The sequence below is a fragment of the Streptomyces sp. NPDC058289 genome (assembly GCF_042880975.1).
GTDB classification, from domain to species: Bacteria; Actinomycetota; Actinomycetes; order Streptomycetales; family Streptomycetaceae; genus Streptomyces; species Streptomyces stoeckheimensis.
The window spans coordinates 1-20,654 of the sequence record NZ_JBHVYI010000049.1; the positions used below are offsets into that span (position 1 = coordinate 1).

The following is a 20,654-nucleotide window of genomic DNA, read 5'->3' on the forward strand; positions in this document are numbered from 1 at the left end:
GGCGGGGCTGGGAAAACCAGCCCCGCCGACGTTTGAAGCGCGGGTCCGGGCAGAGCCCGGTTTCGGGAAGGGGCGGGGTGGGGGAGAGCCCCGCAGGGTCAGCCCGCCGCCACGTCGCAGGCCTGCGCGCGCAGCGCTCGGGCCAGGTCGTCGCGGGACTCCAGGACCAGGCGGCGCAGCGCCGGCGCAGCCGACTCGTGCGCCGCCAGCCACGCGTCGGTCGTGTCCAGGGTCTCCTGGGAGTCCTGGAGCGACGGGTACAGCCCCCGCACCACATCCATGCCGATCTGGATCGACCGGTCGGCCCAGATCCGCTCGATGACGTCGAAGTAGCGGTCGGTGTACGGCGCCAACAGCCCCCGCTGCGAAGACTGCTGCATCCCCGCGATCGTCGCCTCGGCCAGCGCGTTCGACAGCGCGTCCGACTCCACCACCGCGGCCCACGCCTGGTCCTTGACCGCCGCCGACGGCCGCGCCGCCAGGCACCGGACCTGGTGCCGCTTGCCCGACGCCGTGTCGTCCCGCGCCAGTTCGGCCGCGAGGACGTCCTCGCCGATCGCCCCGTGCGCGGCCAGCGGCAGCAGGAAGTCCCAGCGCAGCTCCTGGTCCACCTCCAGCCCGTCGATCCGCGCCGATCCCTCCAGCAGCCCCAGCAGCAGCTGGAAGTCGCCCTCGGTCGCCGCGCCCGCCGCGAAGAAGCGGGCCCAGGTGAGCTGGTGCTCCGAACCCGGCTCCGCGAACCGCAGTTCCTGCAGCGCGCACGCCGCCAGCACCTTGCCGCCCTGCTCCCGCCAGTCGGGCGCCGCGTAGTGGGTGACCGCGGTCTGCGCCTGCGCGTGCAGCATCTGGAGGACGCCGACGTCCGTTTCCCGGCCCGCGTGGGCCAGTACGAGGGAGACGAAGTCCCGCGCCGGCATCAGCCCGTCACGCGTCAGGTTCCACAGCGCCGACCAGCACAGTGCGCGGCTCAGCGGGTCCGTCACCGAGCCCAGGTGCGAGCGCAGCGTGGCCAGCGACGCCTCGTCGAAGCGGATCTTGCAGTACGTCAGGTCCTCGTCGTTGACGAGCACCAGCGCGGGCTTCTCCTGCCCGGTCAGCTCGCCGACGACCGTCCGCACCCCCGCGACGTCCGCCTCGGCCCGCGCGTAGCGGACCAGAGCGCCGTCCGGGTCCAGCCGGTACAGGCCCACCGCGACCCGGTGCGGGCGCCCCGCCGACGAAGTCGGCTGATCGGGCACGGCGGTGCCGTCCTGGACCACCGCCAGCTCGGTCACCCGGCCGCCCGCGTCGCAGGTCACCACCGGGGTCAGCGTGTTCACGCCGGCCGTCTGCAGCCAGGCCCGCGACCATTCGGCCATGTCCCGCCCGGACACCTCCGCGAGCACCGACAGCAGGTCGTCCAGGGTGGTGTTCCCGTAGGCGTTCGCCTTGAAGTAGCGCCGTGCGCCTTCCAGGAAGGCGTCCCGGCCCACGTAGGCCACGAGCTGCTTGAGCACCGCCGCGCCCTTGGCGTACGTGATGCCGTCGAAGTTCAGCTTCGCGTCCTCCAGGTCACGGATGTCGGCCGTGATCGGATGCGTGGACGGCAGCTGGTCGGCCCGGTAGGCCCACGCCTTGCGGCTGTTGGCGAAGGTGACCCAGGCCTGGTCGAAGCGGGTGGCCTCGACCAGCGCGAAGGAGCCCATGAAGTCCGCGAAGGACTCCTTCAGCCACAGGTCGTCCCACCACTTCATGGTGACGAGGTCGCCGAACCACATGTGCGCCATCTCGTGCAGGATCGTGTTCGAGCGCCGCTCGTACGAGGCCTGCGTGACCTTGCCGCGGAAGATGTACTCCTCCTTGAAGGTCACCATCCCCGGGTTCTCCATGGCGCCCAGGTTGTACTCCGGCACGAAGGCCTGGTCGTACTTCCCGAAGGGGTACGGGTAGTCGAAGATCTCGTGGAAGAGGTCGAAGCCCTGCTTCGTGACGAGGAACACGTCGTCCGCGTCGAAGTGCTTGGCCAGCCCCTTGCGGCAGATGGCGCCGAGCGGGATCGTCAGGTCCCCGCGCGTGTAGGAGTCCGTGACGTAGTGGTACGGCCCCGCCACCACGCACGTGATGTACGTGGAGATCGGTGCGGTCTCCGCGAAGCGCCGGGTCTGCCCCTCGAGGGACTCCTCGACGCCGTTGCTCCAGACCTGCCAGCCCTCGGGCGCGGTCACCTCGAAGCGGTACGGGGCCTTGAGGTCGGGCTGCTCGAAGTTCGCGTACACCCGCCGGGCGTCGGCCGGCTCGTACTGGGTGTAGAGGTAGACCTCGCCGTCCTCCGGGTCCACGAAGCGGTGCATGCCCTCGCCGGTCCGGCTGTACGCGCAGTCGGCGTCGACCACGAGCACGTTCTCGGAGGCCAGTCCGTCCAGGGCGATCCGCGCGCCGTCGAAGACGACGGCCGGGTCCAGGTCGCGCCCGTTGAGGGTCACGCTGTTCACCGAGGGCGCGATGAGGTCCGCGAAGCTCGATGCTCCCGGAGCGGCGGCGCGGAAGCGGACGGTGGTCACCGAGCGGAAGGTCCTGGGTCCGTCGGCCGGTTCGGCCTCGTCCACCGCGGACCTCAAGTCGAGGACCACCTCGTACCCGTCGACGGACAGCAGTTCGGCCCGCTCGCGGGCCTCGTCACGGGACAGATTCTCTCCGGGCACGTGCACTCCTTCGTGCGTGATCGCGATACCTGACCGAATACTCCCACGGGGGAATGCGTGTGCGGTCGGAGCGGTTGGGCAGGGAGGAACGTTCCGATCTGAGGAGAGACATGGCTGATACCCAGGTGCGCGAGAAGACCGCTGTCGACTTCTGGTTCGACCCGCTCTGCCCCTGGGCCTGGATGACGTCCCGCTGGATGCTGGAGGTCGAGAAGGTCCGTGACGTAGAGGTCCGCTGGCACGTGATGAGCCTCGCGGTCCTCAACGAGAACAAGCTCGACGAACTGCCCGAGCAGTACCGCGAGCTGCTCGGCCCCAAGGGCTGGGCTCCCGTGCGCGTGGTCGTCGCCGCCCAGCAGAAGTTCGGCGACGAGGTCACCGGCAAGCTCTACACCGCGCTGGGCACCCGCTTCCACAACGAGGGAACGGGCCCGACCCGCGAGGCCATCGCCGAGGCCCTGAACGAGGTGGGCCTGCCCGCCGAGCTGCTCCACTACGCGGACTCCGACGAGTACGACGAGGTCCTGCGCGACTCCCACAACGACGGCATCAACCGCGTCGGCCAGGAGGTCGGCACCCCGGTCATCTCCGTGCCCGGCGCCGACGGCGAAGAGGTCGCCTTCTTCGGTCCGGTCGTCACTCCCGCCCCGCGCGGCGAGGCCGCGGCCCGCCTCTGGGACGGCACCCTGCTCGTCGCCTCCACCCCCGGCTTCTACGAGATCAAGCGCACCCGTACCCAGGGCCCCATCTTCGACTAGTTCGACTAGCAGAGGTCCGGTTCCTCCCTTAACGTCCCCCTATGGGGACTAGTCCGACACGGGAGGAACCGCTCGGCCGCAGCGGCGGCCGGGCGGAGCCCGCGATACCGAACGACAACGCCGCGCACGCCAGCCTGCCCGCACGCCCCCGAGACCGGGTGCTGCGGGCAGCTTGCGTTGCGGTGCCCCCGCTGTGGACGGCCCTCGGGGTCCGCCAGGCCGCCGGCACCCTGCGCCACTACCTCCGGGGCACGGGCCGCCCGTACCGGGTCGACGCGCGGGCGCTGCTCGCCGTGCCCGCCGTACGGGCGGACGTGGACCGGCGCCTGGCCGAGTGGCGGGACGCCGCGCGGGCGCTCGGCGAGCCCGGCGCGTACGCGGCGGACAGCGGCTGGCGCGGGGTGCTGATCACCCGGCGCGCCCGCGAGGGAGGCAGCGCGGACTGGTGGCTGGCGCTGCGCGGGGCCCAGTACCGGATCAGCGGCACGGTACGGGTCCACGAGGACGGCTCCGTGGTGAGCGACTACCGCTTCCAGGTGCACAAGAGCTGGAACTTCGACCGGGGCGAGTCGGAGTTCGGCGTCCCCTTCACCCCGTTCGCGCGGCTCCACGAGACCGGGCTGGCGCAGGAGTTCACGGTGGTCGGCGAGGTGGACGGACTGGTCGACCAGGCGGCCGGTGCGGGAAGCGCAGAAGACCCCCGCGAGTCACGTCCTCGCGGGGGCCTTCTGGTGGACACGCCCGCAAGTGAAGGTTGAGAAGACGATCACGAGGCGGACGGGCTTGGCGGCGCGGATCAGCCCTTGACGGGGATCAGCAGCGGGGTGTTCGCCTTGGCGTCGGCGTAGCGCTTGGCCACGTCCTGCCAGTTGACGACGTTCCACATCGCCTCGATGAAGTCCACCTTCTGGTTCTTGTACTGAAGGTAGAAGGCGTGCTCCCAGGCGTCGAACACGAGGACCGGGGTGCTGGCCACGCCGACGTTGCCCTGGTGGTCGTAGATCTGCTCGACGATCAGGCGGCCGCTGACGGGCTCGTACGCGAGCACGCCCCAGCCGGAGCCCTGGGTCGCGGAGGACGCGAAGGTCAGCTGCTTCTTGAACTTCGCGAAGGAGCCGAAGGAAGCGGTGATCGCGTCGGCCAGCTCGCCCAGACCGTCGGCCGCGGTGGGCTCGCCGCCGCCCTCGCCGGTCTTCGGGCTGGCCATGTTGTGCCAGTAGATGCTGTGCAGGATGTGGCCGGAGAGGTGGAAGGCGAGGTTCTTCTCCAGGCCGTTCAGCGCGCCCCAGTTCTCCTTGTCGCGCGCCTCCTCCAGCTGCTCCAGCGTGGTGTTGGCGCCCGTGACGTAGGCCGCGTGGTGCTTGTCGTGGTGCAGCTCGATGATCTGCGGGTTGATCACCGGCTCGAGAGCCGCGTAGTCGTAAGGAAGCTCAGGAAGCGTGTAAATGGCCATGCGTGTATCGGTCCCCTCGGCGTGCCAACTGCTTATTGCAATCAATGCGCAACTGCACGCTAGCAGCACCTGATCAAGAATGTGGGCAAGGGGTCCCGGGTACGGCGAAGGCGCGCCCCGTGCCTTCGCACGGGACGCGCCTGTGGTCCTCGGGGCGGGTCGGTCAGGCCTTGGTCGCCGCCCGGCGCTGGATGACGTAGCCGGTGGCGGCCAGGGCCACGGTCAGGCCGCCGGTGAAGACGAGCTGGATCCGGGTGTCGTCGCCCATGGCCATCAGGACCAGGACTCCGGCGAGTCCGGCCAGCGCGACCCAGGTCAGATAGGGGAAGCCCCACATCTTCACGACCAGCTTCTCGGGGGCCTCGCGCTCCGTGCGGCGCCGCAGCACGAACTGCGAGACGCAGATGAAGCCCCAGACGACGAGGATGACGCCGCCGACCATGTTCAGCAGCCAGGCGAAGAGGGTGTCCGGGTACCAGTACGACAGCAGCACGGTGACGAAGCCGAAGCCGGAGGAGGCCAGCACCGCCCGACGCGGCACCCGGCCGGAGAGCTTGCCCAGCGCCTTGGGGCCCTGGCCGCGGGAGACCAGGGAGTAGGCCATGCGGGAGGAGCCGTAGATGTTCGCGTTCATCGCGGACAGCAGGGCGATCAGGATGACCACGTTCATGACCTGGCCGGCGTGCGGGATGCCCAGGTGGTCCAAGGTGGCCGCGTACGGGCCCTCGGTGAAGACGGCCGGGTCGTTCCACGGCAGCAGCGTGACGATGACCAGCATCGAGCCGACGTAGACGATCGCGATCCGCCACATGGTGGTCTTCACGGCCTTGGCGACGCCCCGGACCGGGTTGTCGGACTCGGCGGCCGCGATGGTCACCGTCTCCAGCCCGCCGTACGCGACCACGGAGGCGAGCAGGCCGACCAGCAGCCCGTCCACGCCGTTGGGCAGGAAGCCGCCGTCGTGGAGCAGGTTGGCGGCGCCGGGGGAGCCGGTGCCGGGCAGCACGCCCAGGACGGCCAGCACGCCCAGGCCCAGGAAGAGGGCGATCGCGCCGATCTTCAGGGCGGCGAACCAGAACTCGAACTCGCCGAAGTTGGAGACGGCGGCCAGGTTGGAGCCGCAGAACATCGCCATGAACACCAGCACCCACATCCACGAGGGGGTGCCCGGGAACCAGCCCGTCATGATGTGCGCCGCGCCGATGGCTTCGATGGCCACGCCCACGCACAGCAGGGTCCAGAACATCCAGCCGGCGGTGAAACCGGCCCACGGGCCGATGGCCCGCTCCGCGTGCACCGAGAAGGAGCCGGAGGCGGGGTTCGCGGCGGACATCTCGCCGAGCATCCGCATCACGAACATCACGAGCAGCCCGGAAGCGGCGTACGCGAGCACGATCGAGGGGCCGGCGGCCGCGATGCCGGCGCCGGAGCCGACGAAGAGGCCCGCGCCGATGACCCCGCCGAGGGCGATCATCGAGAGGTGGCGCTGCTTGAGTCCGTTGCCGAGGGGCGATCCGGCGCCGCCGGCGGGCGGCGCGTCCAGTTCGCGGGGGGCGGCGGTCGTGTGGCTCATGGGTGGTGCCTGTCCGTTGTGCGGGGGGACGGGATGGACTGCCCCAGTCTTGACCGTGTCCGATTGTCGGACATTGGGCGTCCGTTATTCGGACGGTCGGATGACCGGCCGTGATCATCCCCGTACGCTGGCGAACCGGACCCGAACGTACGACGGAGGCTCGAATGGACCACGGCATACGGGAATTGACCGCGGCGGGCCGGGGGGTGCTGGTCACCGGAGCCTCCCAGGGCATCGGACGGGCGATCGCCACCGCGTTCGCCGAGCAGGGCGACCGGGTCGCGGTGCACAGCACGGTCGGCGGGCCCGGCGCCGAGCGGACCCTCGCGGACCTGCCGGGCGAGGGCCATGTCCTCGTCGCCGGCGACCTCGCCGACCCGGCGTGCGTGGAAGCCCTCGCCGCCGAGGCCGAGGAGGCGCTCGGCGGGATCGACGTGCTCGTGAACAACGCCGCCGTGATGGTCGCGCACCCGCTGCCCACCACCTCCTACGCCGACTGGCAGGCCGCCTGGCAGCACACGGCCGCGGTCAACCTGTTCGGTACGGCCAACCTGGCCTACTGCGTGGCCCGCCGCATGATCGACGGCGGCCGCGAAGGGCGGATCGTCAACATCGGCTCGCGCGGAGCCTTCCGGGGCGAGCCCGACCACCCCGCCTACGGCGCCACCAAGGCGGCGCTGCACGCGCTCGGCCAGTCGCTCGCCGTATCCCTCGCCCCGCACGGCATCGCGGTGGCCTCCGTCGCACCCGGCTTCGTGGCCACCGAACGGGTCGCCGACCGGCTCGACGGGGAGGAGGGCGAGCGGATCCGGGCGCAGAGCCCCTTCGGTCGCGTGGGTACCCCGCAGGAGATCGCCGCCGCGGTGCTCCACCTGGCCTCGCCGGCGGCACGCTGGAGCTCGGGTGCGGTCCTCGACGTCAACGGGGCCTCGTACCTGCGCACCTGACGCCGGAAGGCCCCCGCGCGGTGTGCGCGGGGGCCTTCACGGGGACCGGCGGGGTCAGGCCCTCTTGGCCCGCAGCTCCCGGATCCACGCCACCAGCAGCACCGCGGCCGCGGCCCCCGTGGACCACAGCAGCTGCGGCCGCGCCGAATCGTCGAACAGCATCAGGACCAGCACCGTGGCCATCCCGATCAGCGCCGCCCACGTCGCGTACGGGAACAGCCACATCGGCAGCGTCAGCCGCTCCGGCATGTCCCGCTCGATCTTCCTGCGCAGCTTGAGCTGCGAGACCGCGATCAGCACCCACACGAAGAGCAGCACGGCGCCGACCGCGTTGAGCATGTAGAGGAAGATCGTGTCCGGCCACAGCAGGTTCAGCACCACCGAGAAGAAGCCGAAGGCCACCGACGCGAAGACCGCCCGGCGCGGCACCCCGCCGTCCGACACCTTCAGCAGCGCCTTCGGCGCCTCGCCCCGCTCCGCCAGCGAGAACACCATGCGGGAGGACCCGTACAGGTTGGCGTTGAGCGCCGACAGCAGGGCCACGAAGATCACGACGTCCATGATCTGGCCGGCGTGCGCGATGCCGATCGAGTCGAGGACGGCCACGTACGGGCTCTGGCCCGGCGTCAGCGAGTCCCACGGCAGCAGGGTCACGATGACCAGCATCGAGCCGACGTAGAAGAAGAGGATGCGCCAGACGGCGCTGCGCACGGCGCGGGACACCGACCGGGCCGGGTCGTCCGACTCGGCGGCCGCAATGGTGACGACCTCCAGGCCGCCGAAGGCGAAGACGACGGCCAGCATGCCGGCGACAACGCCGCTCGCGCCGTTCGGGAAGAAGCCGCCCTGGCCGGTCAGGTTGGCCATGCCGATCGGGTCCGTATCGGGGAGCAGGCCGAAGACGGCGAGCGTGCCGAGGATCAGGAACAGCACGATCGCGCCGACCTTGAGGGCCGCGAACCAGAACTCGAACTCGCCGAAGTTCCGCACGGCGGCCAGGTTGCTCACGGTGAAGACCACCATGAAGAGGAGCACCCAGACCCACTGGTCCACCGAGGGCAGCCAGCCGTTCGCGATCTTCGCGGCGGCGGTCGCCTCCACGGCCAGCACCACGACAAGCAGGAACCAGTACAGCCAGCCGGCCGAGAAGCCGGCCCAGCGGCCGAGCGCCTTCTCCGCATAGACGGAGAAGGAGCCGGAGGCGGGCATTGCCGCCGACATCTCGCCGAGTGCCCGCATCACCAGCATCGCCAGGATGCCCGCGAGCAGGTACGAGCAGATGATCGCGGGACCGGCGATGGTGATGCCGGCGCCGGAGCCGACGAACAGCCCGGCGCCGATCACGCCGCCGAGGCCCAGCATGGTCAGGTGGCGCTGTTTGAGGCTGTGGCTCAGGGGCTCCGGTGGGAGCTCGTCCGTGGTGCCGGGAGGGGCGGACGGGAGGTCGCGCATGAGGGGTGCTCGTACTCTCTAATGGCCTGGCGGCGGTGGGGGCTCCGCGACAGTTGGAGGGACCCTACAGTCTCTCCGGAGAGCGCCCATCCGCGCAAAACGGACGTGTCAGCCGTCATTGCCCGTGATGCGGATCACTCCAACTGGGGCGCTGGACGGGGTCTTTGTGTACTCCCCACCAAACCGGGGAGTACGGCTTTGTCCCGGGCCACCCTGCTGCGGCCCCGGACCCGGCACTAACGTCGGTGATCGTCCCTGCCGCCCCCACCCCCTGCGGAGTCCTCGATGAGCACTGCTTCCGTCTCCTTCCGGCCCGGCGCCGTCCTCGCCGACCTGCTGCCCGCGAGCCGCGTCCGCGATATCGCGCTCGTGGTCGGCGGAGCCGCGCTCACCGGTCTGGCCGCGCAGATCGCCGTCCACGTCGACGGCCTGGCCGCCCCGATCACCGGGCAGACCTTCGCCGCGCTGCTCGTGGGTACCGCGCTGGGCGCCGGCCGCGGCTTCCTCTCGCTGGCCCTCTACACCCTGGTCGGCATGGCCGGCGTGCCGTGGTTCGCGGGCGGCGCCTCCGGCGCGGGCGGCGCGACCTTCGGGTACGTCCTCGGCATGCTGCTGGCCTCCACCGTCGTCGGCGCCCTCGCGCGGCGCGGCGCCGACCGCTCGGTGCTGCGTACGGCGGGCGCGATGGTGCTGGGCTCCGCGGTCATCTACGCCGTCGGCGTCCCCTACCTCGCGCTGTCCACCGGGATGTCCCTCGGCGCGGCCGTCGCGGGCGGCCTGACGCCCTTCCTGATCGGCGACGCGCTCAAGGCCGCGCTGGCGATGGGCCTGCTGCCGGCCGCCTGGAAGCTCCTCGGCCGCGCGTGAGCGCTCGTACTCCACACGGAAGCCCCGGACCGCGACTGGCGGTCCGGGGCTTCCGTCGTATGAGGAGGTGCTACGCGGAAGCCTTCAGGGCGGCCTTGCGGCGGAGCTGGCGTGCCACGCCGATCGCGATCACCACGGCCGCGACCAGCAGGGACAGCAGGACGGTCTCGCGGTTGTCCTTGTCGTAGACCATGTAGCCGAGGACGAAGGTGATCATCGCGGCGGTGGCCCAGGTCAGGTACGGGAAGAACCACATCTTCACCGTCACCTTCTCCGGGGCCTCGCGCATCAGGATCCCGCGCATCCGCAGCTGGGTCAGACAGATCACCAGCCACACGAACAGCGCGATCGCGCCCGAGGCGTTCAGCAGGAAGCTGAAGACCGTGTCCTTGAAGGCGTAGTTGAAGTAGACGGCGACGAAGCCGAACACGACCGACCCGAGGATCGCGGCCACCGGCACGCCCCGCTTGTTCACCTTGGCGAAGGCCTTCGGGGCGTCACCGCGCTCGCCCAGCGAGAAGGCCATGCGGGAGGCGGTGTACAGGCCCGAGTTCAGGCAGGACAGCACGGCCGTCAGGACGATCACGTTCATGATCTGGCCGGCGTGCGCGATGCCGATCGAGTCCAGGGCGGCGACGTACGAGCCCTTCTCCACGATCGACGCGTCGTTCCACGGCAGCAGGGTCAGCACGATGAAGATCGAGCCCAAGTAGAAGACGCCGATGCGCCAGATCACCGAGTTGGTGGCCTTGGTGACCGCGCGCCGCGGGTCCTCGGACTCGCCGGCGGCCAGCGTGACGATCTCGCTGCCCATGAAGGAGAAGACGACCATCAGCACGCCGGTGAGGACCGAGCCCCAGCCGTTCGGCATGAAGCCGCCCGTGTCGGTGAGGTGGGCGAAGCCCGCACCCGGGTTGTCCGAGCCCGGCAGCACGCCGAAGACGGCCAGCATGCCGATGATCACGAAGCCGCCGATGGCGACCACCTTGATGCCGGCGAACCAGAACTCGAACTCGCCGTACGAGGCGACCGAGCCGAGGTTGGTGACCGTCAGCACGGCCATCACGATCAGCGCCCAGGCCCACTGCGGGACGGCCGGGACCCAGCTTTCGAGGATGACGGCGCCGGCGGTGGCCTCCACGGCCAGGACGACGACCCAGAAGAACCAGTACAGCCAGCCGATGGAGAAACCGGCCCAGCGGCCGAGCGCCCGGTCGGCGTACGCGGAGAAGGAGCCGGAGTTCGGGCTGGCGGCGGCCATCTCGCCCAGCATCCGCATGACGAAGACGACCATCGCGCCGACCAGCGCGTAGGAGATCAGGATGGCGGGGCCGGCCTTGGCGATACCGCCGCCGGAGCCGACGAAGAGTCCGGCGCCGATGACACCACCGATGGCGATCATGGACAGGTGGCGGTTCTTGAGACCGGCCTTCAGGCCGTCGGAGGGCTGGCCTTCACCGGGATTGCCGGTGGGGGAGCCTTCCTTCTGAAGGGTCGTCGTGGAGCTCATGAACGGATCCTTAGGTTCTCGGGTGGCGAGCCCCGGCATTCAAACCCGAGATGAACGCAGGGCGGAAGACCCCAATCCGGATCGTTGCGTCGGGACGAACGTCCAGGACCTTGGTCCTGTGGTGTCCCATCTGCGTTCTTTGGGTTTACTTGAGCTTTAGAAGTGACTTACGCGACACCCCGCGGCGGGTCCCCGGTCCGGCCCGTGCCACACTCGGACCATGCGCGTGTACCTCGGATCCGACCATGCCGGCTTTGAGCTCAAGAACCACCTGGTGGACTGGCTCAAGAACAACGGCCACGAGCCCGTCGACTGCGGGCCCCACATCTACGACGCGGTGGACGACTACCCGCCGTTCTGCCTCCGCGCCGCGGAGAAGACCGCCGCGGACGCCGGCTCCCTCGGCATCGTGATCGGCGGCTCCGGCAACGGCGAGCAGATCGCCGCGAACAAGGTCAAGGGCATCCGCGCCATCCTCGCGTGGAGCGTCCAGACCGCCGAGCTCGGCCGTGAGCACAACAACGCCAACGTCATCTCCGTCGGCGGCCGGATGCACACCCAGGACGAGGTCGTCAGCTTCATCGACGCGTTCCTGAAGACGCCGTACTCCGACGAGGAGCGCCACACCCGCCGCATCGACATGCTCTCCGCCTACGAGACCACCGGCGAGCTCCCCCCGATCCCGGCGCACCACCCGCAGGGCTGATCCCGCTTCCGGCCGCGGCGCCCTCGGGGCGGCGCGGCCGGTTTTTCATGTCCCGGTTTTTCGTTTGCGAGGAGTACTGCCGTGCCCGAGGGGCATACGATCCACCGCCTCGCCGAGGACCACACCGCGCGCTTCGCCGCCCGGCCGGTCCGGGTGAGCAGCCCGCAGGGCCGGTTCGCCGAGAGCGCGGCCCTGCTCGACGGCCGCGAGCTGGAATCCGCCGAGGCGCACGGCAAGCACCTGTTCCTCGAACTCGGCGACGCCTGGATCCACATCCACCTCGGCCTCTTCGGGAAGCTCGGCTTCGGCCCCGCCCCGGCCCCGCCCGCCACGGAAACGGTCCGGCTCCGGCTGCTGAACGAGGACCACTACGCCGACCTGCGCGGCCCCACCGCGTGCGCGCTCATCGGCGAGGGCGAGAAGAAGGCGATACACGACCGGCTCGGCCCGGACCCGCTGCGCCCCGCCGACGACCCCGACCGCGCCTGGGCCCGGATCTCCCGCTCCCGCACCACGGTGGCCGCCCTGCTGATGGACCAGAAGATCGTCTCGGGCGTCGGCAACGTCTACCGGGCCGAGGTCCTCTTCCGCCACGGCATCGACCCCTACCGCGCCGGCAAGGACCTGACCCGCCGCGAGTGGGACGCGATCTGGGCCGACCTCGTCCTGCTGATGCGCGAGGGCGTGCGGAACAACCGCATCGACACCGTCCGCGACGAACACCTGCCCGAGGCCATGGGTCGCCCGCCGAGGGTGGACGACCACGGCGGCGAGGTGTACGTCTACCGCAGGGCCAACATGCCCTGCCACATCTGCGGGGGCGAGATCCGCACCGCCGGTCTCGCCGCCCGCAACCTCTTCTGGTGCCCGGGGTGCCAGGCCCGCTAGCCGGGGCCGCCGGCCGGGACCGCGGGCACTGGCCGGGCCCGCCGGCCGGGCGCCCCGGCTGGAAGCCCCTGACCCGGCTAGAACCCGTGCGGCAGCCAGGGGGCCACGTCGCCGGCGAAGGCGCGCGAAGCGGGGGACAGGGTTCCCGCGCGGAGCTCGCGCACCAGGCCGGCCGAGGCCAGCGAAGTCAGGGTGACCCCGCCCAGATAGGTCGCGCCGAGCTCCCGTACCGACAGCTCCAGGTCGGCCGGATCCGCCGTCCGGGTACAGGCCGCGGACCCGTCCGCTCCGACGACCAGCCGCCAGCGGCCCGCGTTCCAGGGGCAGAAGGCGTCCTCGACCTCCAGCACCACGTCCAGCGGAGCACCGTAGGCCCGCGCGGCCAGCGCCGCCGGCAGGTCCACGAGCCGTACGTGCATCGAGTCGCGCAGCCGCACCTGCGTCCGCCGGACATCGGTGACCAGGTGCAGCAGCGCATCGTCCGCCGGCCGCTTGAAGGCCCGTACGGTCCAGGTCAGGTCGATGGAGAACACGTAACGCCACAGCGCCGCGTACGCCGCCGGGTCGAGCGCGTCGAGGTCCGCCACGTCCACCCGGCCGTCCGAGCCGGTCAGGTCCCACTCGGGCTTGACCCGGTAGCGGGCGTACCCGACCACCTCGCCGTCCGCCCGCTCCGCGACCACGCACTTCATCGGCGACGCGCCGTTCCTCGTCGCCTCCGGGTCGAGCAGCGCCTGCAGCTCCCAGCCGGGCTGCCGGGCCGGCATCCCGGGGCGGCCCGCGAGCAGCGCCGCGTAGATCCGCTCGCAGTCGGCGAGGGCCTTGCGCGGATCGACCAGTCGCAGCCGTACGTCATCGGTCCCCGGCGGCACGGAGAGCCGTACGCGGGTCTTGTCGATCTCCACGGACATCGAGTACGCGGCGGTGCCGTAGCCGAAGCGCCCGTAGATCGCCGGATCCGAGGCCGTCAGCACGGCGATCGGTTCACCACCCGCCCGGACGTCGTTCAATTGGCGCCGCATCAAGGAGGTGAGCAGACCCTGCCTGCGATGGGTGGGGGAGACGCCCACCATCGTGACCCCGGCGGCCGGGACGAGCGCCCCGCCCGGCACGGAGAGCCGGAAGGAGAAGGCCCCCGCCGTGGCCACGCAGGTCCCGCCGTCCCAGACGCCGAGGGAGCGCTCCGTCTCCGTCAGCGACCTGTAGAGCTCCCGCTCTTCGGAGGACTCGGGCACTCCACCGAACGCCAGTTCCAGCTGGTCGTACCAGACATCCCACTCATCAGCCTGCAATACGCGCGTCTCAAGAGCCATACGGCCATCCCTATCAGGGCAATCCGTCCCGGTCGATCTCTTTTCGGTCGCCGATGGGCCCATCTCAGGGGGTACCCCTGCGCGCGCACAGCCAGGATGGATAAGGTCCCGAAGCAATGGCCGGAGCACACGTGGAGTCCCTCCTGGCCCGGTCCCGCATGATGTGGCACCGGGCGCGCACCGCGCTGCGCAAATCCGCCGTCGACTACTTCCGCGGCGACGCCTCCGACTGGCTGGCCTTCGGCGGCCTGCTCCTGACCATCCCGGCCATCGCCTGCGGCACGCTGATGCTGCCCGTGTGGTTCTCGCCCGCCGCGCTCGTCCTGCCGATCGTCGCCGGCGGGCTGCTGCTGCGCCCCGCCAGCCTGCTCGCCCTGTACGCGGCCTCCGCGGCCGCGCTCATCGTCGAGGCCCTCGTCCTCGGCCCCTACACCCAGGGCCCGGCGCGGGTCACCCCCGGCACCGTCCTCGTCGTGGCCGCCTGCGGATTCTTCGGCCTGGTCATCGCCCAGTTCCGCAGCCGCGTCGGCGTGCCCTGGCGACGCGGCGGCACCATGCTCTTCGACCTGCGCGAACGCATCCGGGTCCAGAGCAAGCTGCCCGCCCTGCCGCGGGGCTGGCACCGGGAGATGGCCCTGCGCCCGGCCGGCGGCCAGTCCTTCTCCGGCGACTTCGTCGTCGCCGCCCGCACCAACGGCGGCCGCACCCTGGAGATCGTCCTCACCGACGTCTCCGGCAAGGGCATGGAAGCGGGCTCCCGCGCCCTCCTCCTCTCGGGCGCCTTCGGCGGCCTCCTGGGAGCCCTGCCCCCACACGGCTTCCTGCCCGCCGCCAACGGCTACCTGCTCCGCCAGGACTGGGACGAGGGCTTCGCCACCTCCATCCACCTCGTCCTGGACCTGGAGACCGGCGACTACGAACTCCTCTCCGCCGGCCACCTGCCCGCCCTCCAGCTCTGCGCCGGCACCGGCCGCTGGCAGGAGAAGACCGGCGAGGGCCCGCTCCTCGGCGTCTACGACGGAGCCGAGTTCACTCCGGCCCGCGGCAACCTCCGCCCCGGCGACGTCTTGATGCTCTTCACCGACGGCCTGGTCGAAACGGCCGACCGCGACATCAGCGAGGGCATCGACCGCCTCACCGGCGAGGCCGACCGCTACGTCGGCGCGGGCTGGGAGGGCGCGACCTGGCACCTGATCGAAAAGGTGGCCAAGGACGTCAACGACGACCGAGCCCTCCTCCTCATCCGCCGCGCACCCTTTTAAACGCGCCGGGCACCTTTTCGACGCGCCGCGCACCTTTTCGACGCGCCGCTCGCACCGCTGTGCGGGCTTCGCGTCGCTGCGCCGGGCACCTTTTCGACGCGCCGTTCGCACCGCTGTGCGGGCTTCGCGTCGGTGCGCCGGGCACCTTTTCGACGCGCCGTTCGCACCGCTGCGCGGGCTTCGCGTCGCTGCGCCGGACTCCGTCGGCGGGGGCCCGGTCGGGGTGCCTGCCACTGCGGGACGGTGCGGGGCTGGTGGGCTGGTGGGCGGGTGCGGCTGGGTTGGCCCTGCGGGGCGGATTCCCCTACCCACCCTTCGCCCGTTCCCCGGAGCTGCGCCCCAGACCCGCTGCCGGGGCCCGGGGGGTCTTTTCAGCCGTCCGGCGTTTGAGGACCGGGGTCTGGGGCGGAGCCCCAGGGGGGTCCGGGCGGAGCCCGGGGCCCTTCCAGCCGGTCCGGGGTTTGAGGGCCGGGTCCGGGCGGGGCCCGGGTCATCCACCAGCGTCGCGGGGGTTTGAGGGCCGGGTGGGCGGAGCCCGGCACCCCTTCCAGCCGGTCCGGCGCTTGAGGACCGGGGTCCGGGCAGAGCCCGGGGAACGGGCGAAGGGCGGGTAGGGGACAGCTCCGCAGGGCACCGCCCGAAGCCGTGGCCGGGCCGCGCATCTCCGGGCCGCCCGGATCCCCGCTCGGCCCGCCCGATTGCCGGGCCGATGGTCGGGTTACCCCCACCACCGGTCCGCCAGCTCCCGTCATGGTCCCGACCACCCCGCCCTCCGTAACGTCGGAGACACGATCACCACCGGGTGGTCGACCGGCACGGAAGGCGGCACACCATGGGGCTCCGGCGCAGCAAGCGGCAGGCCGAGCAGCAGACGCAGCAGGCCGGGCAGCCGGGGCACCCAGGGCACGCGGGTCAGCTGGAGCAGCCGGGGCAGCCGGGCTACTCGGGCCACTCGGGCTACTCGGGTCAGTCGGGTCAGCCGGACTACCCGGGTCAGCCGGGCCACCCGGGCCAGTCGGGTCAGCCGGACTACTCGGGTCAGCCGGGCCACCCGGGCCAGTCGGGTCAGCCGGACTACTCGGGCCAGCCGGGCCAGCCGGGCCAGCCGGGCCAGCCGGGTCACCCGGGCCACGCGGGCCACCCGGACTACTCGGGTCAGCCGGGCCACCCCGGTCAGCCGGGCCACCCGGGTCAGCCGGGCCACCCGGGCCAGTCGGGTCAGCCGGACTACTCGGGTCAGCCGGGCCACCCCGGCCACGCGGGCCACCCCGGCCACCCCGGCCACCCCGGCCACCCCGGCCACGCGGGCCACCCCGGCCACGCGGGCCACGCGGGCCACCCGGGCCACCCGGGCCACGCGCAAGCGCCCCACGGCGCCACCGCCGCCGTCGAGCTGCGCTCGGTCCGGCGTCAGTACGGCCGCGGCCGCACCGCCGTGCACGCCCTCCGCGGCATCGACCTCACCCTCCCCCGCGGCAGCTTCACCGCGGTGATGGGCCCCTCCGGCTCCGGAAAGTCCACCTTCCTCCAGTGCGCCGCCGGGCTCGACCTCCCCACCGAGGGCTCCGTCCGCCTCGGCGGTACCGAGATCACCGGCATGAACGAGAACGAGCTCACCGAACTGCGCCGCAGCCGCCTCGGCTTCGTCTTCCAGGCGTTCAACCTCCTCCCCTCCCTCACCGTCGAGCAGAACGTCCTGCTCCCCATGCGGCTGGCCGGCAGCCGCGGCCGCACCGCCGCCCAGGGCCAGGCCCGCGCCGCCGACCTGCTCGCCCGGGTCGGCCTGGAAGGCAAGGGCAGCCGCCGCCCCGCCGAACTCTCCGGCGGCCAGCAGCAGCGCGTGGCCATCGCCCGCGCCCTGGTCACCCGCCCCGACGTGGTCTTCGCCGACGAGCCCACCGGCGCCCTCGACACCACCACCGCCGCCGAGGTCCTCGGCCTGCTCCGCAGCGCCGTGGACACGCTCGGCGCCACCGTCGTCATGGTCACCCACGACCCGGCCGCCGCCGCCCACGCCGACCAGGTGCTCTTCCTCGCCGACGGCCTCATCGCCGACCGGCTCCCGCGCAGCCCGGCCGCCGCGATCGCCACCCGCATGACGGCGCTGCCTGTGCCGTCGGCGCCGTCGGCACCGACCGCGCCCGCCGCGCCCCGGTACGCAGGAGCGGCCGCCTGATGTCGCTCCGCCCCCGTTCCAACGGCCTGGCCCGCGCCGTCCTCCGGTTCCGGCCCGCCGCCTTCGCCGGCACCTTCGTCGCCCTGTTCCTGGCCGTCGCCATCGTCTCCGCCTGCGGGATCCTGCTGGAGACCGGGGCCCGCGCGAGCACCTCGCCGACGCGCTACGCCGAAGCCCCCGTCGTCGTCGCCGCCGATCAGCAGGCCCACCTGCAGATGGGCCGCGGCGACGGCGCCTACGAGGTCTCCGCGCCGCTCCCGGACCGGGCGCGGGTGGACGCCGCCCTGCTGGAGCGACTGGCTCCGCTGGGGCGGGCGGTGCCCGACGTGGTGTTCCCCGTACGGGACGCAGCGGGCCGCACGCTCGAGGCCTCCGGCTGGGGCTCCACCGCCTTCAGTCCTACGGAGCTCCGCGCGGGCCGCGCCCCGGCCGGCCCGGGCGAAGTCGTCCTGGGCGGGGCCGACGGCCCGGACCGGGTGACGCTGGGCACCCCCGCCGGGCCCCGGGAGTTCCGCGTCGTGGGCCGCGCCGACCGGCCCGGAGCCTGGTTCGCCGACACCGAGGCGCGCAGCCTGTCCGGACACCCCGACGCGCTCGACGCCATCGTGCTGTTCGTGGCCGACGCGGCGCGGGCCCGGGCCGTCGTCGACGGCCGCGCCCAGGTGCTGACCGGAGACGCCCGCGCCCTCGACGCGCGGCTCGCGGGTGCCCAGGAGGTGCTGACCGGCCTCGGCGGCTCCTTCGGCGGGATCGCCACGCTCGTCGCCGTCTTCACCGCCGCGGGCACCGTCGCCCTCTCCGTCGGGCAGCGCTCCCGCGAGTTCGCCCTGCTGCGCGCCGTCGGAGCCACCCCGCGCCAGATCCGCCGTACGGTCGCCACCGAAGCCCTGCTCGTCGCGCCGGTCGCGGGCGCGCTGGGCTGCGTACCCGGCATCGCCCTCGCATCCTGGTGGTTCGGGCAGCTCAAGGCGAAGGGCGCCGTCCCGGCCGAAGTCGACCTCGTCGTCTCCTGGATCCCGCTGGTCACCGCGGTCGGCATCGCACTGGTCACCGCACTGATCGCCGGCTGGGCCGCATCCCGCCGCCCCGCCCGCATCCGTCCCGGCCTGGCACTCGCCTCGGCCGCCGTGGAGCGGCTGCGGCCCGGGTGGATCCGTACCCCGCTCGGCCTCGCCGCCCTGGCCGGCGGAACCGCCTGCGCGACCCTGGCCGCCACCAGCAGCGGCCCGGACGCCGCCAACGCCGCCCTCGGCGTCGTCATGCTCTTCATGCTCGCCGTCGCCCTGCTCGGCCCGCTGGTCGCCCGCGCCTGCGCCGCCCTCTTCGGGCTCCCGCTGCGTGCGGGAGGTGCGCCCGCCGGGCTGGCCGCCGCCAACTCCCGTACGCACGCCCGCCGTCTCGCCTCCGCCATCACCCCGATCGTGCTCGCCATGGCCTTCTCCTCCACTCTGGTCTTCCTCCACACCAGCGAGGACCGGGCGGTACGGCAGCAGCAGGAGGCCGGACTGCTGGCCGACCACGTCATCACCGACCCGCACGGCGGCACGGACCGGACGGCCGTCGACCGGGCGGTCGCGGCCGGGGCCGTCGCCCTCACCCGTACCTCCGTCCTCACCGTCGTCGGCTCCGGAGGCGACCGCACCTTCCACACCGCCTCCGCACAGGGCGTCACCGGGGACCTCGCCAAGGTCCAGGACCTGGGCGTACGTTCCGGGGACCTCTCCCGGCTCGCTCCCGGCACGGTCGCCATCGACCGCACCCTGGCCGAGGCCACCCACACCGGAACCGGCGACCGGATCCCCTTGCGGCTGCCCGACGGGACCCCCGTCACCCCCGAGATCGTGGCCGTCTACTCCCGCGGCCTCGGCCTCGGAGAGGTCACCCTCCCGGCCGCCGACCTGGCCGGCCGCACCACCGCCGGACGCCCCACCGAACTCCTGGTCCGCGGCCCGGCCCCGGAAGGCCTCGGCCCGGTGCTGTCGGCCGCCGCCTGGACCTCCGAGCAGAGCGTGGACCGGCAGCTCAACGCCTGGGCCAACACCACCATGGCGGCCGTCCTCGGCGGCTTCGCGGCCGTCGCCGCCGCCAACACCCTGGTCATGACCGTCCTGGACCGCCGACGCGAACTCCACATGCTCCGCCTGATCGGCTCCACCCGCCGCCAGGTCCTGCGGATGCTCTACTGGGAAGCCCTCCTGGTCAGCGGCACGGGCATCGCCCTGGGCTCGGCGATAGCCCTGGCCACGCTGACCCCCCTGACGAAGGCGGTGACGGGCAGCGCCCCGTACGTCCCGCCCCTCGTCTACGGCTCCTTCGTGGCGGCCGCCATCGCCCTGACCCTGGCGGCCACGGCCCTCCCGGCCCGCCGCGCCCTGCGCCTCAGTCGAACCTGATGTGCCGTACGCCGACCAGCGCGCGCCGGATCCGCCCCCGGAGCGCGCCGTCGGTGTCCGGCGCCAACGCCAGCCCGGCGGAGGCAGCAACCCGCTCGGCCACCTCGGCGACCCCGATCCGGTCGGTGTCCAGGTGCTCCGCGAACTCCTCTTCCCGCAACGCCTCCAGACACCCGTCCAGCCGCGCCACCGCGAAGCTCTCCCGCTTCAGCCCGCGCCCCAGTCCCCGCTCGCGCAGCCGCCGCAGTACGGTCCCGCGCTCGGCCAGCAGCGCGAAGTGGCGTACGTCGTGCCCCCGTTCGCGCAGCCGCCCCACGGTCTCGGCGAAGTACCCGGCATCAGTGACGGTCATCGGCACGATCACCACACCGGGATGCTCCCGAGCGGCCAGATCCAGCACCTCGAACACGCCCTGCCGCCACGCCGGAAGATCCTGGAAGTCCCCGCGCAGCGCGGGCGGCATCATCCGGTGCAGCCCGAACCCGACGTGCTCCGGATCGCACACCACACTCCCCGGCACCCGCCGGTGCAGGGCGTACGCGGTCTGCCACACGATCACCCTGCACCCCCGTCCACGAACCGCCCTTCCTCACGCCCCGACCCTACGGCCCCGGCCCCGAGCCCCCCACACCTCACATTCCGGCACAGCCCCATCCCCCCTCGCCGACGCGCAGC

Annotated in this window: 17 protein-coding genes; 9 read left to right on the top strand and 8 right to left on the bottom strand. The window is 72.4% G+C overall.

From position 1 onward, the window contains the following. Positions 1–98: 98 nt before the first annotated feature. Entirely contained in the window at positions 99–2,681 is a 2,583-nt protein-coding gene (pepN, locus tag ACFVX6_RS23965) for an aminopeptidase N (protein WP_389694587.1), read from the bottom strand. 110 nt (positions 2,682–2,791) lie between these two features. Between pepN and ACFVX6_RS23970 the strand changes: the two genes are divergently transcribed. Both ACFVX6_RS23970 and ACFVX6_RS23975 read left to right on the top strand, forming a co-directional pair. Further along, positions 2,792–3,439 (top strand): DsbA family protein, encoded by a 648-nt coding sequence (locus ACFVX6_RS23970; RefSeq protein ID WP_389694589.1) that lies wholly within the window; start codon positions 2,792–2,794, stop codon positions 3,437–3,439. Between the two features lie 41 nt (positions 3,440–3,480). Next, positions 3,481–4,197: a hypothetical protein gene (locus ACFVX6_RS23975; RefSeq protein ID WP_389694591.1), complete on the top strand. Its 717-nt coding sequence runs from the start codon at positions 3,481–3,483 to the stop codon at positions 4,195–4,197. Positions 4,198–4,235: 38 nt separating this feature from the next. Here the strand turns inward: ACFVX6_RS23975 and ACFVX6_RS23980 are convergent, their stop codons facing one another. Continuing rightward, on the bottom strand, positions 4,236–4,892 hold the full coding sequence (locus tag ACFVX6_RS23980) for a superoxide dismutase (protein ID WP_389694593.1): 657 nt from the start codon (positions 4,890–4,892) through the stop codon (positions 4,236–4,238). A gap of 163 nt (positions 4,893–5,055) precedes the next feature. Beyond that, a complete protein-coding gene (locus ACFVX6_RS23985; RefSeq protein WP_389694595.1) occupies positions 5,056–6,465 on the bottom strand; it encodes an amino acid permease in 1,410 nt (469 codons plus the stop codon). A 164-nt stretch (positions 6,466–6,629) separates the two neighbouring features. Between ACFVX6_RS23985 and ACFVX6_RS23990 the strand changes: the two genes are divergently transcribed. Further along, positions 6,630–7,412 (top strand): SDR family NAD(P)-dependent oxidoreductase, encoded by a 783-nt coding sequence (locus ACFVX6_RS23990; protein WP_389694597.1) that lies wholly within the window; start codon positions 6,630–6,632, stop codon positions 7,410–7,412. 54 nt (positions 7,413–7,466) lie between these two features. Here the strand turns inward: ACFVX6_RS23990 and ACFVX6_RS23995 are convergent, their stop codons facing one another. After that, entirely contained in the window at positions 7,467–8,864 is a 1,398-nt protein-coding gene (locus ACFVX6_RS23995; RefSeq protein ID WP_389694599.1) for an amino acid permease, read from the bottom strand. A 285-nt stretch (positions 8,865–9,149) separates the two neighbouring features. Between ACFVX6_RS23995 and ACFVX6_RS24000 the strand changes: the two genes are divergently transcribed. Further along, positions 9,150–9,731 carry a biotin transporter BioY gene (locus ACFVX6_RS24000; protein WP_389694601.1) on the top strand — a complete coding sequence of 194 codons (582 nt, stop codon included), beginning with the start codon at positions 9,150–9,152 and terminating at the stop codon, positions 9,729–9,731. A gap of 70 nt (positions 9,732–9,801) precedes the next feature. On the opposite strand, the gene ACFVX6_RS24005 is transcribed toward ACFVX6_RS24000, so the two are convergent. Then, the gene (locus ACFVX6_RS24005; RefSeq protein WP_389694603.1) at positions 9,802–11,241 is read right to left on the bottom strand and encodes an amino acid permease; all 1,440 of its coding nucleotides are present in this window, start codon (positions 11,239–11,241) and stop codon (positions 9,802–9,804) included. Positions 11,242–11,461: 220 nt separating this feature from the next. Here ACFVX6_RS24005 and ACFVX6_RS24010 point away from each other — a divergent pair, with 220 nt between their 5' ends. Together ACFVX6_RS24010 and ACFVX6_RS24015 are read left to right on the top strand one after the other, a co-directional pair. After that, positions 11,462–11,947: a ribose-5-phosphate isomerase gene (locus ACFVX6_RS24010; protein WP_250739491.1), complete on the top strand. Its 486-nt coding sequence runs from the start codon at positions 11,462–11,464 to the stop codon at positions 11,945–11,947. Positions 11,948–12,028: 81 nt separating this feature from the next. Further along, positions 12,029–12,835, top strand: coding sequence for an Fpg/Nei family DNA glycosylase (locus ACFVX6_RS24015; protein WP_389694605.1), 807 nt, complete (start codon positions 12,029–12,031; stop codon positions 12,833–12,835). Positions 12,836–12,912: 77 nt separating this feature from the next. On the opposite strand, the gene ACFVX6_RS24020 is transcribed toward ACFVX6_RS24015, so the two are convergent. Next, complete coding sequence (locus tag ACFVX6_RS24020; RefSeq protein ID WP_389694607.1) at positions 12,913–14,148, bottom strand: GNAT family N-acetyltransferase; 1,236 nt, start codon at positions 14,146–14,148, stop codon at positions 12,913–12,915. Between the two features lie 116 nt (positions 14,149–14,264). Between ACFVX6_RS24020 and ACFVX6_RS24025 the strand changes: the two genes are divergently transcribed. Next, complete coding sequence (locus ACFVX6_RS24025) at positions 14,265–15,410, top strand: PP2C family protein-serine/threonine phosphatase (protein ID WP_389694609.1); 1,146 nt, start codon at positions 14,265–14,267, stop codon at positions 15,408–15,410. Between the two features lie 748 nt (positions 15,411–16,158). Here the strand turns inward: ACFVX6_RS24025 and ACFVX6_RS24030 are convergent. Continuing rightward, positions 16,159–16,851 carry a hypothetical protein gene (locus tag ACFVX6_RS24030; protein ID WP_389694685.1) on the bottom strand — a complete coding sequence of 231 codons (693 nt, stop codon included), beginning with the start codon at positions 16,849–16,851 and terminating at the stop codon, positions 16,159–16,161. Between ACFVX6_RS24030 and ACFVX6_RS24035 the strand changes: the two genes are divergently transcribed. Both ACFVX6_RS24035 and ACFVX6_RS24040 read left to right on the top strand, forming a co-directional pair. Next, complete coding sequence (locus ACFVX6_RS24035) at positions 16,804–17,586, top strand: ABC transporter ATP-binding protein (RefSeq protein ID WP_389694683.1); 783 nt, start codon at positions 16,804–16,806, stop codon at positions 17,584–17,586. The genes ACFVX6_RS24030 and ACFVX6_RS24035 overlap by 48 nt on opposite strands. Then, a complete protein-coding gene (locus ACFVX6_RS24040) occupies positions 17,586–19,979 on the top strand; it encodes an ABC transporter permease (RefSeq protein WP_389694611.1) in 2,394 nt (797 codons plus the stop codon). The genes ACFVX6_RS24035 and ACFVX6_RS24040 overlap by 1 nt, the downstream gene beginning before the upstream one ends. Here the strand turns inward: ACFVX6_RS24040 and ACFVX6_RS24045 are convergent. Then, a complete protein-coding gene (locus ACFVX6_RS24045; RefSeq protein ID WP_389694613.1) occupies positions 19,966–20,538 on the bottom strand; it encodes an ATP-binding protein in 573 nt (190 codons plus the stop codon). The genes ACFVX6_RS24040 and ACFVX6_RS24045 overlap by 14 nt on opposite strands. Positions 20,539–20,654 lie beyond the last annotated feature (116 nt).

What these genes read in the sequence shown, in the direction of transcription:
- ACFVX6_RS23970 (WP_389694589.1), top strand. Translation starts at nt 2,792, where the DNA reads ATGGCTGATACCCAGGTGCGCGAGAAGACCGCTGTCGACTTCTGGTTC.
- ACFVX6_RS23975 (WP_389694591.1), top strand. Translation starts at nt 3,481, where the DNA reads ATGGGGACTAGTCCGACACGGGAGGAACCGCTCGGCCGCAGCGGCGGC.
- ACFVX6_RS23980 (WP_389694593.1), bottom strand. Translation starts at nt 4,892, where the DNA reads ATGGCCATTTACACGCTTCCTGAGCTTCCTTACGACTACGCGGCTCTC.
- ACFVX6_RS23985 (WP_389694595.1), bottom strand. Translation starts at nt 6,465, where the DNA reads ATGAGCCACACGACCGCCGCCCCCCGCGAACTGGACGCGCCGCCCGCC.
- ACFVX6_RS23990 (WP_389694597.1), top strand. Translation starts at nt 6,630, where the DNA reads ATGGACCACGGCATACGGGAATTGACCGCGGCGGGCCGGGGGGTGCTG.
- ACFVX6_RS23995 (WP_389694599.1), bottom strand. Translation starts at nt 8,864, where the DNA reads ATGCGCGACCTCCCGTCCGCCCCTCCCGGCACCACGGACGAGCTCCCA.
- ACFVX6_RS24000 (WP_389694601.1), top strand. Translation starts at nt 9,150, where the DNA reads ATGAGCACTGCTTCCGTCTCCTTCCGGCCCGGCGCCGTCCTCGCCGAC.
- ACFVX6_RS24005 (WP_389694603.1), bottom strand. Translation starts at nt 11,241, where the DNA reads ATGAGCTCCACGACGACCCTTCAGAAGGAAGGCTCCCCCACCGGCAAT.
- ACFVX6_RS24010 (WP_250739491.1), top strand. Translation starts at nt 11,462, where the DNA reads ATGCGCGTGTACCTCGGATCCGACCATGCCGGCTTTGAGCTCAAGAAC.
- ACFVX6_RS24020 (WP_389694607.1), bottom strand. Translation starts at nt 14,148, where the DNA reads ATGGCTCTTGAGACGCGCGTATTGCAGGCTGATGAGTGGGATGTCTGG.
- ACFVX6_RS24025 (WP_389694609.1), top strand. Translation starts at nt 14,265, where the DNA reads ATGGCCGGAGCACACGTGGAGTCCCTCCTGGCCCGGTCCCGCATGATG.
- ACFVX6_RS24040 (WP_389694611.1), top strand. Translation starts at nt 17,586, where the DNA reads ATGTCGCTCCGCCCCCGTTCCAACGGCCTGGCCCGCGCCGTCCTCCGG.